Genomic DNA, 12301 nt, shown 5'->3' on the forward strand with positions numbered 1-12301 from the left:
TCCTGGCGTGGGCCACAGCTAGGCCGCGCGCGGGATAATTGAAGGCCGCGGCCCGGCGCAAGACGCCTCAGCCGCGCCGCGTCACCACGAATCGCGCCGCGTCCCGCAGCAGGTCCGCCTCGGCGCCCCAGGGGGAGAGCGCCTCGCAGGCCACCTCGACCAGGGCGGCGGCGCGGTCCCGCGCGCCCTCCACCCCCAGCAGCGAGACGAAGGTCGCCTTGCCCCGGCCGGCATCCTTGCCGACCGCCTTGCCGGTCTCGGCCGCGTCGCCCGTCGCGTCGAGCAGGTCGTCCGCGATCTGGAACGCCCGGCCGAGCGCCCGTCCATAGGCGAGCAGCGCCGTCTCCCCCGCCGCATCCCCCGCCATGCGGGGCCCCGCGGCGGCGGCCCATTCGATCAGCGCGCCCGTCTTCAGCGCCTGCAGCCGCTCGACCTGCGGCAGGTCCAGCGGCGCCGCCGCGCTCTCGGCCGCGATGTCCATCGCCTGCCCGCCCACCATGCCGCGCACCCCCGCCTCCCGGGCCAGCGCGGCGACCAGCCCGACCTTCGCCGCATCCGCGATGGCGGGCCGGGCGAGCATTCCGAAGGCCATGGCCTGCAGCGCGTCGCCGGCCAGGATCGCCGTCGCCTCGTCCCAGGCGCGGTGGACGGTCGGCCGGCCCCGGCGCAGGTCGTCGTCGTCCATCGCCGGCAGGTCGTCGTGGATCAGCGAATAGGCGTGCAGGCATTCGATCGCCCCGGCCGCCCAGCGCGCCTCGGCCGCCGGCACGCCGTGCAGCCGCGCCCCCTCGAGCGCGAGGAAGCCGCGCAGCGCCTTGCCGCCCGTGAGGGCGTAGCGCATCGCCTCTGCGACCGTGCCGTCCTCCGCGCCCAGCGCCTCGTCGAGACAGAGCGCCGCGCAGCGCCCCGCGGCGGACAGCGCCTCGGTCAGCCGGTCCGGCCCGGGCCTATCCCGCATCGAGCGGCTCGGTCCCCGTCGCGGCGCCGCCGGCATCGGTGGTGATCCGCGCGACCTTCTCCTCGGCCTCGGCGAGCTTGGTCTCGCAGCGCGCCCGCAGCTCGGCCCCGCGTTCGTAGAGGCGGATCGATTCGTCCAGCGCGACCTCGCCCCGCTCCAGCCGGTTCACCACCTGCTCGAGCTCGCGGATCGCCTCCTCGAAACTCATCCCGGCCACCGGCCTGTCGGGGGATCCCTGCGTCTCGCTCATCCGCCTCGCTCCATCAGCACGCTCACATGCGCCCGGACGCCATCGGCCAGGGCATCGAGGTCATAGCCGCCTTCGAGCAGGGAGACCACCTTGCCGCCGCAGACCCGCTCGGCCATGTCGCAGATCGCCCCGGTCACCCACTGGAAGTCCGAGGTCCGAAGCTCCAGCGAGGCGAGCGGATCGTCCCGGTGCGCGTCGAACCCGGCCGAGATCACGATCAGCTCCGGCCGGTGCGCCTCGACCCGCGGCAGGATGCGCTCCCAGGCGGCGCGGAACGCCGTGGACCCGTCGCCCTCGCGCAGGGCGACGTTGATCACGGTCCCGTGCGGTCCGCTGTCCGAGGGATCCCCGGTCCCGGGATAGAGCGGCATCTGGTGGGTCGAGGCGAAGAGGATCCGGGGATCCCCCTCGACGAGATCCTGCGTGCCGTTGCCGTGATGAACGTCGAAATCGAGGATCGCGACCCGGGACAGCCCGTGATGGTCGAGCGCGTGCAGCGCCGCGATCGCCGCGTTGCCGAGGAGGCAGAAGCCCATCGCCGTCTCGCGCTCGGCATGGTGGCCGGGCGGGCGCATCGCGCAGAAGGCATTGTCCGCCTCGCCCCCCAGCACCGCGTCCACAGCCCGCACCGCCGCCCCCGCCCCGCGCCAGGCCGCCGCGAGCGTGCCGGGCGACATGTGCGTGTCCGCGTCGAGCGAATGCCACCCCTCCTCCGGCGCGGCCGCGCGCAGGCTCTCGACATAGGATTTCGGATGGGCCCGCAGCAGGTCGTCCTCCGCCGCCATCGGCGCGGCGAGGCGCAGAAGGTCCATGTCCTCCAGCGCCTCCATCACCGCGTCGATCCGGGCGAGCTGTTCGGGATGGCCCGGCGGGGTGACGTGACCGGCGGAATCGGGATGCGAGATCAGGGCGGTGCTCATGGCGGGAGCAAAGACAATTCCCCGCCCGGGGACAAGGCGGCTCACGGTCCGCGACCACGCGCCTCCGCCGGGCGGTGCGGGAACGGGGGGGCGGCCACCGGCGGGACGCGCGGCCCCGCCCCGCGACGCCGGCCCGGCTCCCCCCCTTTTCGCGGCGCTTGCCGCCCCCCCCTGTCCCGCAGCCCCGGGGGCCGACCCGCGGTCCGCCGTCCGGCGCCCCCCCAACCCCCGAAATCCGCGCCGTCCGCCCGCGATCCATGCCCCCGGCATCCCCCGGGCCGACGTCCCCGCCCGCCCCACGGGCCTTCCCCCCCGGTCCACGCCTCCACCCGTCGCCTCGCGTCCCTGCCGGGCGCACGCCCTCCCCTTCGCAGGGTCGCAAATACCGTCCGTCCCCTCCGCCCCGCGCCTCCGCCGGGTCTGCCCCCGTCCGCCCCGGGGACCGGCCGATACGGGACGGCGGGCGGGGCGACGGCGTCAGCCGAGCGCCGGCCGGCGACCGTCCCCGGGGGCCGGCCGCGGATCGGCCGCAACACATCCGCGCGATCCGGGCCCCGAGCAGGGGCCGGGCCGGCCCGGGCCATTGCGCCTCGCGGGCCGACTTGTCATTCCACATCGGAACATCACGGCACATCAGGAACGGGACCAGCACCATGACGATCCGCGCGACGGTCTGGAACGAGTACCACCACGAACAGACCAACAGGACGGTGGCCGACATCTATCCGGACGGCATCCACGGCACGATCGCCGCGGCGCTGCAGGCCGCCGGGATCGAGGCCGCGACCGCCACCCTGCCCGAGCCCGAGCACGGCCTGACCGAGGAGCGTCTGGCGCAGACGGACGTCCTGCTCTGGTGGGGCCATGCCAGGCATGGCGATGTGGACGACGCTATCGCCCAGCGCGTGGCCGAGGCGGTCTGGGCGGGGATGGGCCTCATCGTCCTCCATTCGGGGCATTTCTCCAAACCCTTCAAGAAACTGATGGGCACGCCCTGCAACCTGACCTGGCGCGAGGCGGGCGAGCGCGAGCGGATCTGGCTGACCGCGCCGAACCACCCGATCGCGGCCGGCGTGCCGAACCCCTTCGTGCTCGAGAACGAGGAGATGTACGGCGAGCCCTTCGGCATCCCCGAGCCCGAGCAGACGGTCTTCGTCAGCTGGTTCCAGGGCGGCGAGGTCTTCCGCTCCGGCGCCTGCTGGACCCGCGGCGCGGGGAAGGTGTTCTACTTCCGCCCGGGCCACGAGACCTATCCGACCTACCACGATGCGAACGTGCTGAAGGTCATCGCCAACGCGGTCGAATGGGCCTACAACCCCGCCGCGCGGATCGCCGATCCCAACGCGGCGCCGAACGTGCCGGTCGAGAGCGCGCCCGAGAAGATCGAGCGCCGCGGCAAGGGCCTCCACGCCGAGGGCGAGGAGGGCTTCCGGTGAGCGGCCCCGTCCGCGTCCTGATCGTCGGCACCGGCGGGATGGCGAGCGCGCATGCCAATGCCTATGCAGGGATGAAGGGGGTCAAGCTGGTCGGCGGGGTGGATACCAATCCCGGCCGCCGGCTCGACTTCCTCGCCAAGCACCGGCTGCAGCACGGCTTCGGCTCGCTGCAGGACGCGATCGAATGGGGCGAGTTCGACGCGGTGTCGAACGTCACCCCCGACGCCGTCCACCACCCGACGACGATGCCCCTTCTCGGCGCCGGCAAGCACGTCCTGTGCGAGAAGCCGCTCGCCGAGAGCTACGGCAAGGCGGCCGAGATGGCCGACGCGGCCGAGCGGGCGGGCGTCGTGAACATGGTCAACCTGACCTACCGGAACGTCTCGGCCCTGATCCAGGCGCAAGCCATGATCGCGGCGGGCGAGATCGGCGAGGTCCGCCATTTCGAGGCGTCCTACCTGCAATCCTGGCTCACCCAGCCCGCCTGGGGCGAATGGAGCGAGGAGGACAAGTGGCTGTGGCGGCTGTCCACCGCGCACGGATCCAACGGGGTGCTGGGCGACGTGGGCGTGCACATCCTCGACTTCGCGACCTATGCCGCCGGCTCGGCCGGGGCCGAGGTGTCGTGCCGGCTGACCACCTTCGACAAGGCGCCGGGCGGGAGGATCGGGGATTACACGCTCGACGCCAACGACAGCTTCGCGATGACCATGACGCTGCAGAACGGCGCCTCCGGCGTGATCCACGGTTCGCGCTTCGCGACCGGGCACATGAACGACCTGCGGCTGCGGATCCACGGCACGCTCGGCGCGCTCGACGTGCGGGATACCAACCACATCTCCAGCCTCAAGGCCTGCATCGGCGACGACCGCCTCACCGCCACCTGGCGCGAGGTCGAGGCGCCCCCCGTCCCGACGAACTATGCGCGGTTCGTCGCCGCCGTGCGCGAGAAGGCGGTGGTGCTGCCCGATTTCCGGCGCGGGGCGGACCTGCAGAAGATCATCGACGCGGCGGTCGAATCGGATGCGGCGAAGGGCGTGTCGGTCACACTCTGAACGGCGGTCGGCCCGCCCGGCTTGCACCCGGGGCGGGCCGGGCCGAACCTGCGGGGGATTTGAGAAGCGTGTCCTTTTCCCCCGTGCCCCGGACGCCCGCCATATTCTTCCATTCCGACGCGATCGAGGGCGCCGGCCGGGATCTCGTCGGCCGCCGCTCGGCGGGGAGCAGCTTCCTCGGGGGCTGGCTCGACCACGTGCCCGGCGACGTGCTGCGCTTCGTGGTCGAGGGCGACGGCCATGCCCGCGCCCTGCGCGCGGTCCTGGCGGAGCGGGGCGAAGGCCGCGCGGTCCGGATCAGCGCTGCCCACGACATCGCCGCGCTGCGCGAGGCGGGAACCGTGTTCTATCCCGGCCCCGGCTTCCAGGAGGCGCCGTGGATCCGGCAACGGATCGATCCGGCGGCCTATTCGCTCGTCGGCCTGACCCACACCGTGTCCACCCGGCGGGTGGTGAAGGGGCTGCACGAGCTGGTCTCGCAGCCGGTCGAGAACTGGGACGCGATCATCTGCACCTCGCGCGCGGTCCAGTCCGTGGTCGAGCGCCAGTTCGAGGTCGAGCGCGACTTCTTCGTCCGCCGCTTCGGCGCGACCCGGGTTCCCCTGCCGCGCCTGCCGGTCATCCCGCTGGGCATCGACACCGCCGCCTTCGCCCCCCGCCCCGGCGCGCGCGAGACCCTGCGCGCGCGGTTCGACGTGGCCGAGGGAGACGTGGTGGTGATGACCATGGGCCGCTGGTCGGTCCTCGAGAAGGCCAATCCCGTTCCGCTGTACCAGGCGGCCCGCCTCGCGGCAGGGCGAACGAAGACGCGGATCCATCTCTGGATCACCGGCTGGGCGAGCCGGAAGGAGGAGGAGGAAGCGATGCGCGAGGGCGCCGCCGCCTTCGCCGGCGACTGCCAGGTCGTCTTCCACGACGGGCGCGACGCCGAACTGCGGCGCGATCTCTGGGCCGCTGCCGACATCTTCACCCTGCCCGCCGATTCGATCCAGGAGACCTTCGGCCTCGTCCCGGTCGAGGCCATGGCCGCCGGCCTGCCGGTCGTCATGCCCGACTGGAACGGGTTCCGCGACACGGTGCGCCACGGCGAGACGGGCCTGCTCGTGCCGACCGCGATGGCCGGGCCGGGATTCGGCGCCGGGATGGCGGCCCGGGCCCTCGACGGGCGGGACGGATATCTGCCCCACCTCGCCGCCGTGCAGACCCACGTGGCGATCGACGTCGCCGCCTATGCGGACGCGCTGGCGCGTCTCGTCGCGGATCCCGGTATCCGCAGGCAGATGGGCGCGCGCGCGGCGCGGCACGCGGCCGACCGCTTCGACTGGCGGGCGGTGGTGCCGCTCTATCTCGATCTCGCGCGCGACCTTGCCGCCCGGCGGGAGGGCGCGCGCGCGACCACACCCGAGGGTCCGACCGGGGCGCGGTCCCCCGTCGAGATCGACGTCTTCGACCTCTATCGCCAGTATCCCGCCCGGCTCGTCGGACCGGATGCCGTCTTCCGCCTGCTCTCGGTCCCGACGGAGGCGGAGGCCGCCGCGCTCGATCGCGCCAGCGGCCGGGCCCTCGCCAACCGGCTGACCCTGCCGACGGCCGTCCTGCCGCGTCTGCCCGCGATCTTCGGCGGCGCCCCGCGCGGCCTCGCCGAGATCGCGCGGGCGCTGTCGGTCCCGCCCGCCAAGGCCATGACGCTGATGATGACACTGGTGAAGGCCGGCCATGCCGAACTCTGTCCGGTCCCGCACAGGCCGCCCGACGACATTCCCGATCCGGCGCCGGAGATCGGGGAGACGTCCGGGGCGGAGACCGGGTCCGTGACCGGGCCGGAGGCGGGTCCGGATCCGGCGCGGGTCCCCGCCGCGTCGCCAGCCGCCCCCGCCCCCGCCCCCGCCCCCCGATAAACGCCGCAACAGGAAGTGCCCGCCATGGAATTCTCGGTCCGGTTCGACAACGCCCCCGGCACCCCGCCCCGGTCCGGCCCCGTCCAGGTCGGCTGGTTCCTGACCGAGGAGGCGGGCGCGGTGATCTACGATCCGCCAGAGCGGGTACGCTCGACCGAGCTCAACCGCACCCACGCCAAGTCGGCGTCGCGCTGCCCGGCCGTCATCAATCTCGAGAGCCGCTACTTCGTCATCAAGTGCCCGTTCGACATCAATATAGGCTTCGTCCGGGACGAGAAGGGCAAGCCCGGCCTGCGCAACCTGTCGGGCGAGGCGAGCGCGATCCGCGGCAACAAGCTGGGCCAGAAGCTGCACGTCACCAACGAGAGCGAGTGGCGGCGCAAGGACGTGCCGACGATCCAGCTGTCGCTGCCCTACGTCTTCGTCTCTGACGAGCCCGTCTACATCAACCAGGTCTCGCCCTTCATGCATTACCGGCGCGAGCAGCTGCCGGGCACGATCTTCGGCGGGCGGTTCCCGATCAACGTCTGGCCCCGCCCCCTGATGTGGGCCTTCGAATGGGCGGATCCGTCGAAGCCGATCGTGCTGCGGCGGGGCGAGCCGCTGTTCTACGCCCAGTTCGAGACCTGGTCCCCCGACCGCCCCGTCACGGTGGTCGAGGCCGAGAAGACGCCCGAGCTGAAGGCCTATCTCGAGCACATCTCGGGCGCGGTGAACTACGTGAACCAGACCTTCTCGCTCTTCGAGGCGGCCGAGCGGGTGCGACCCGAGACGCTGGTCAAGCCGGTGCGCCGGCGGGGCGGCACGGGCGGCGCACCGGGATGAGCGGCCGGGGTCCGGTCCCGGGGCCGACCCCCGGTCCCGCTCGCGTTGCCGCGTCCGGTCCCGGGCCCGCCGACGGTCCCGCCTCCGGCACGGCCGCCGGCCAGATGCCTCTGGCCGAGGCGCGCGCGGCGTCGGTCCGGGCCATCCAGGCCGGGCAACCGGCGGTCGCGCTCGACCTGATCGGCCGCATCCTGCAGGCCCGGCCGGACGATGCGCAGGCTCTGGCCAATCTCGGCGTCCTGTTCCGTCGCCAGGGCCGGGCCGACCTGGCGCGGATCGCCCAGCGCCGCGCGGTGGAGGCGGATCCCGGCAGCCGGATCGCCCGGGGAAACCTCGCCAATGCCCTTGCCGATATCGGCGAGACCGAGGAGGCGCTGGCCCTGCGCCGCGCCCTGCTGGACGAGCAGCCGGGCGATCCCGCGCTGACCGCGATGATCGGCAAGTGCCTGCGGTCCCTGCGCCGCTTCGACGAGGGGATCGACTGGCTGCGGCAGGGGGTGGACCGCTTTCCCGACGATGCCGAGATGAGGATCCAGCTCGCCCTCACGCTGCTGGCCGCCGGCCGCTACGCCGAGGGGTTCCGCCTGTGGTCCGCGCGCTGGGAGACCGGCGAGCTGGCGCCGCGTCCCATGCCGGTCCCCGCCTGGGACGGCGCCACGTCGCTGGACGGCAAGCGGCTGCTGGTCGTGCCCGAGCAGGGCTTCGGCGACACCATCGCCTTCGCCCGGATGCTGCCCCGCGCCCGCGCCCTCGGCGCGCGAGAGGTCACCCTGCTGGTCAAGCCCCCCCTCGCCCGGGCCCTGTCACGGGTGGAGGGGGCGGATCGCGTCGTCACCGAAGAGCCGCCCGCCGGCGACTACGACACCTGGTGCTACCTCATGGATCTCTGCGCCCCCCAGTTCGAGGCCGATCCCGCCGCGCCCCCGCCGACTCGCATCCACGTCCCGCAGGACAGCCGCGACCGCGCCCGCGCGCTCGCCCGGCCCGCGGCCGACAGGATGCGCGTCGGGCTGGTCTGGGCCGGGTCGGTGACCTATCGCGGCGACCGCTTCCGGTCCTTTCCGCACAGCGCCTACTGGCCGCTGCTCGACCTGCCCGGAACGCGGTTCTACTCGCTCTACCAGGGGCCCCGCGTGGCGGAGTTCGAGGCCGACGGCACCGCCGCCCTGATCCACGACGTCGCCAGGACCGAGCGCGATTTCGCCGACAACGCCGCGATGATGCAGGAGCTGGACCTCGTCGTGACCACCTGCACCGTCACCGCCCATCTTGCCGGATCGCTCGGCGTGCCCACATGGATCCTGCTGCACTGGGACAGCTTCTGGATGTGGGGGGCGACGGGGGACCGCAGCCCGTGGTATCCTTCGGCCAGGCTGTTCCGTCAGGACCGGCCGCGCGACTGGGACGGCGTGATCGCGCGCGTCCGCGACGGCATCGCGGCCGAAACGGCCCGCAGAGGAAGGGCAGGATGAAAGAGATACGCGTGCCGGTCTCGCCCGGCGAACTGATCGACAAGCTGACGATCCTGCGCCTCAAGGAGGAGCGGATCGAGGACGAGGCCAAGCTGGCCAATATCCGGCGCGAGCGCGCGGCCCTGCAGGCCGTGGCCGAGGAGGGGCTGCCGGACCACCCCGACCTCCCCGCGCTGGAGGACGAGCTCTACGGCATCAACGCCCGGCTCTGGCAGGTCGAGGACGACATCCGCGCCTTCGACGCGCAGGGCTATTTCGGCCCCGACTACATCGCGCTCGCCCGGGCGGTCTACCAGACCAACGACCGCCGGGCCGAGGTGAAGCGGCAGATCAACCTCGCCCTCGGCTCGGACCTTCTCGAGGAGAAGAGCTATGCCGGCGAGGCCGGGCCCGGCGCCGCGTGAGCGGAGGCCCCGCCGACCGGCTGCGCGCCGGCCTCGCCGCGCTCGAGGAGGCCGAGCGCGGCCTCGTCGCAGCCCTCGGGCAGGAGCGCGGCCGCCGCCGGGGCGAGATCCACCGCCTGCTGCACGAGACGCGGCGCCACCGGCTGCCCGAGCGCTACCGCTATGCCAGCCAGGCCGGTCAGGACCATGTCGTCGACCGCCTCCTCGGCGGCAGGACCGGCGGGACCTTTGCCGATATCGGCGGCTATGACGGGGTGACCGGGTCGAACACGCTGTTCTTCGAGGCCTGGCGCGGCTGGACCGGGATCCTGGCCGAGCCGGTGGAGGCGCAGCGTGCCGCCGCCGCGCGCCTGCGCCGCTGCCCCTGCCTGCCCTATGCCGTCGCCCCGCAGGACGGCACCGCCCGGTTCCTCGCCGTGACCGGCGGCTTCACCCAGATGTCGGGCCTTCTCGACAGCTACGAGAGCGGCCTGCTGGACCGGGTGCGCGCCGACCCCCGCCATGCCGAGGCCGAGATCGAGGTCGAGACCCGCACCCTCGATCGCCTGCTGACCGAATCGGGCCTCGACCATCCCGATTTCGTCTCGCTCGACATCGAGGGCGGAGAGGAGAAGGTGCTGGAAACCTTTCCCTTTTCCCGCCACAATGTGCGCGTCTGGGCGATCGAGAACAACACCGGCACCCCCCGCATCGGCGAGATCATGAAGGCGGCCGGCTACGTCCTCGCCGATTTCTGCGGACCCGATGAAATATGGCACCGCCCCGACCTTTCGGGGTGATTGAATCCGCCAAGGTTCCGTTAACCCCTGCCCCGCCATCCCGCTGCCCGGGTGGCGCAGGAAAGGTGGGACCAGCATGTCGGCAGCGGCCAGCAACAGACCGATCATCATCAAGCGGAAGAAGGTGTCCGGCGGCGACGGCCATCACGGCGGCGCCTGGAAGGTGGCCTACGCCGATTTCGTGACCGCCATGATGGCGTTCTTCATGCTCATGTGGCTGCTCAACGCCACGACCGAACAGCAGCGCAAGGGGATCGCCGACTACTTCGCCCCCACGATCCCGATCAACCGGGTCTCGGGCGGGGGCGACGGCGCCTTCGAGGGGACGCTGCGCCTGCTGGCGGACGAGGGCGTGCTGGACGGGATCGGCGGTGCCGACGGCCCCGACGTGCCGGTGCCCATCGGCGCGGGCGCCACCGCCGACGAGGCCGCCGCTGTCGCCGCCCTGCGCGAGATCGAGCGGATGCTGGTCGGGGCGGGGGGCGAGAGCCTCGTCTCCGACCGGGCGCTGCGGCACGTCGTGACGCGGCTGACCGACGAGGGGCTGGTGATCGAGGTCTATTCGCTGCCGGGCGAGCCGATCTTCGCCCCCGGCACCGCCGAGCCGACGGACCCCACGCGCGAGGTGCTGGGCATGGTGGCGCGGGTCGCCCGGCTGGTGACCAATCCGGTGCGGATCGAGAGCCACCTCGCCACCCGGCCGGTCACTCTCGCCGACAACCCGGTCTGGGACCTGTCGCACGACCGCGCCGAGGAGGCGCGACTGCAGCTCGAGGCCGGCGGCATCGCGACGGCCCGGATCGAGCAGGTCGCCGCCAGTGCCGACCGCGAGCCCGTCACGGACGATCCGTCCGAGCCGCGCAACGAGCGGCTGCAGATCATCCTCGCGCGATGAGCGGCGGGCGGGAAACGTCGCGCATTTTACGGGTTAGGCGCGCGTTAAGCGCGGGGCGGTAGGGATGGCGGGACGGACCCCCTGCCGCAGAAAGGCGCATGCCCCCATGACGATCTCCTCCTCCCTGAACGCGGGTGTTTCAGGCCTGTCAGCGAATGCCAGCCGCCTCGCCACGATCGCGGACAACATCGCCAACAGCTCGACCTACGGCTACAAGCGGGTGATCACCAATTTCAGCTCGCTCGTCGTGTCGGAGGGGGGGACGCGCCACGTGGCCGGCGGGGTCCGCACCTCGACCACACGGCTGATCGACGAGCGCGGATCGCTCGCCTCCTCGACCAATTCCACCGATCTCGCGGTCCGGGGGCGCGGCTACCTGCCGATCACAACCCTGGCGGAGGCGAATGTCGGCAACGGGGCCCTGCCGATCAGCCTGACCTCGACGGGATCCTTCCGCCCGAACGAGGACGGGATCCTCGTCTCGTCCTTCGGCCACGTGCTGCTGGGATGGCCGGCCGACGCGGACGGCAACATCCCCGCCTTCCCGCGCGATACGACCGTGGGGCTCGAGCCGATCACCCTGCGCAGCACCTCCGGGCGCCCCACGACCGAGATCGACATCTCGCTCAATCTGCCCGCCACCTCGACCGAGGCGGGGGCCGTCGGCGACCCCGAATCGATCTCGATCGAGTATTTCGACAATCTCGGGAAGTCGCAGTACCTCTCCGCCACCTTCACACCGACCGTCCCGGCGACCGGCGCGTCCAACGAATGGACCTTGACGATCGAGGACGATGCCTCGGGCACGGTGATCGGCGAATACACCCTCACCTTCAACGACACCAATCCCGGCGGCGGCACGCTCGCCTCGGTCACCCCCGTGTCGGGCGGCCCCTACGATCCGGCGGCGGGCACTCTCGCCCTGACCCTGCCGGGCGGGCCGCTGACCTTCAGCATCGGCACGCTCAACGAGCCTGGCGGGCTCTCGCAGCTCTCGGACGGGTTCGCGCCGATCTCAATCGACAAGAACGGCTACCCCGTCAGCAACCTGACCGGGGTCGAGGTCGACGCCAACGGCTTCGTCCACGCCTTCTTCCAGTCCGGCCGCAGCGCCGTGATCTACCAGATCCCGCTGATCGACGTGCCCAACCCGAACGGCCTGCAGACCCGCGACGGGCAATCCTACGGCCTCACCCCGCAGAGCGGGAACATGTTCCTGTGGGATGCCGGGGACGGGCCGACGGGCGACGTGATCGGCTTCGCGCTCGAGGAATCGAGCGTGGACATCGCCGCCGAGCTCACATCGCTGATCCAGACCCAGCGGGCCTATTCGTCGAATGCCAAGGTCATCCAGACCGTCGACGACATGCTGCAGGAAACCACGAACATCAAGCGCTGAGCCCCGCCCA

12 protein-coding genes are annotated in these 12301 nt (G+C 72.3%); 9 read left to right on the plus strand and 3 right to left on the minus strand.

Translation table 11 applies throughout. The annotated features are described in order from the left end of the window. Positions 1-67: 67 nt before the first annotated feature. From BUE30_RS11895 to BUE30_RS11905, 3 genes are read right to left on the minus strand one after another with little or no spacing between them, the layout of a single operon-like run. Entirely contained in the window at positions 68-958 is an 891-nt protein-coding gene (locus BUE30_RS11895; RefSeq protein ID WP_073330764.1) for a polyprenyl synthetase family protein, read from the minus strand. Beyond that, positions 948-1208 (minus strand): exodeoxyribonuclease VII small subunit, encoded by a 261-nt coding sequence (locus BUE30_RS11900; RefSeq protein ID WP_073330766.1) that lies wholly within the window; start codon positions 1206-1208, stop codon positions 948-950. The genes BUE30_RS11895 and BUE30_RS11900 overlap by 11 nt, the downstream gene beginning before the upstream one ends. Continuing rightward, positions 1205-2128 (minus strand): histone deacetylase family protein, encoded by a 924-nt coding sequence (locus tag BUE30_RS11905; RefSeq protein ID WP_073330769.1) that lies wholly within the window; start codon positions 2126-2128, stop codon positions 1205-1207. Before BUE30_RS11905 ends, BUE30_RS11900 begins: the two co-directional genes overlap by 4 nt. A gap of 653 nt (positions 2129-2781) precedes the next feature. Between BUE30_RS11905 and BUE30_RS11910 the strand changes: the two genes are divergently transcribed. The 9 genes from BUE30_RS11910 to BUE30_RS11950 all read left to right on the plus strand — a co-directional run bounded on the left by BUE30_RS11910 (position 2782) and on the right by BUE30_RS11950 (position 12291). Further along, on the plus strand, positions 2782-3564 hold the full coding sequence (locus BUE30_RS11910) for a ThuA domain-containing protein (RefSeq protein WP_073330772.1): 783 nt from the start codon (positions 2782-2784) through the stop codon (positions 3562-3564). After that, complete coding sequence (locus tag BUE30_RS11915; protein WP_073330775.1) at positions 3561-4619, plus strand: Gfo/Idh/MocA family protein; 1059 nt, start codon at positions 3561-3563, stop codon at positions 4617-4619. The genes BUE30_RS11910 and BUE30_RS11915 overlap by 4 nt, the downstream gene beginning before the upstream one ends. A gap of 68 nt (positions 4620-4687) precedes the next feature. Next, positions 4688-6517, plus strand: a complete 1830-nt coding sequence (locus BUE30_RS11920) for a glycosyltransferase family 4 protein (RefSeq protein ID WP_170865638.1) — start codon at positions 4688-4690, stop codon at positions 6515-6517. 24 nt (positions 6518-6541) lie between these two features. Continuing rightward, positions 6542-7342 (plus strand): hypothetical protein, encoded by an 801-nt coding sequence (locus BUE30_RS11925; RefSeq protein ID WP_073330781.1) that lies wholly within the window; start codon positions 6542-6544, stop codon positions 7340-7342. 104 nt (positions 7343-7446) lie between these two features. Continuing rightward, positions 7447-8814: a tetratricopeptide repeat protein gene (locus tag BUE30_RS11930; RefSeq protein WP_073330785.1), complete on the plus strand. Its 1368-nt coding sequence runs from the start codon at positions 7447-7449 to the stop codon at positions 8812-8814. Beyond that, positions 8811-9218 (plus strand): DUF6165 family protein, encoded by a 408-nt coding sequence (locus BUE30_RS11935; RefSeq protein WP_073330788.1) that lies wholly within the window; start codon positions 8811-8813, stop codon positions 9216-9218. The genes BUE30_RS11930 and BUE30_RS11935 overlap by 4 nt, the downstream gene beginning before the upstream one ends. Continuing rightward, positions 9215-9997 (plus strand): FkbM family methyltransferase, encoded by a 783-nt coding sequence (locus BUE30_RS11940; protein ID WP_073330791.1) that lies wholly within the window; start codon positions 9215-9217, stop codon positions 9995-9997. The genes BUE30_RS11935 and BUE30_RS11940 overlap by 4 nt, the downstream gene beginning before the upstream one ends. 76 nt (positions 9998-10073) lie before the next feature. Further along, complete coding sequence (locus BUE30_RS11945) at positions 10074-10892, plus strand: flagellar motor protein MotB (RefSeq protein ID WP_073330794.1); 819 nt, start codon at positions 10074-10076, stop codon at positions 10890-10892. 106 nt (positions 10893-10998) lie between these two features. Further along, complete coding sequence (locus BUE30_RS11950) at positions 10999-12291, plus strand: flagellar hook protein FlgE (protein WP_073330797.1); 1293 nt, start codon at positions 10999-11001, stop codon at positions 12289-12291. The last annotated feature ends 10 nt before the right edge of the window (positions 12292-12301 follow it).

It is taken from the genome of Wenxinia saemankumensis (assembly GCF_900141735.1).
GTDB lineage: Bacteria > Pseudomonadota > Alphaproteobacteria > Rhodobacterales > Rhodobacteraceae > Wenxinia > Wenxinia saemankumensis.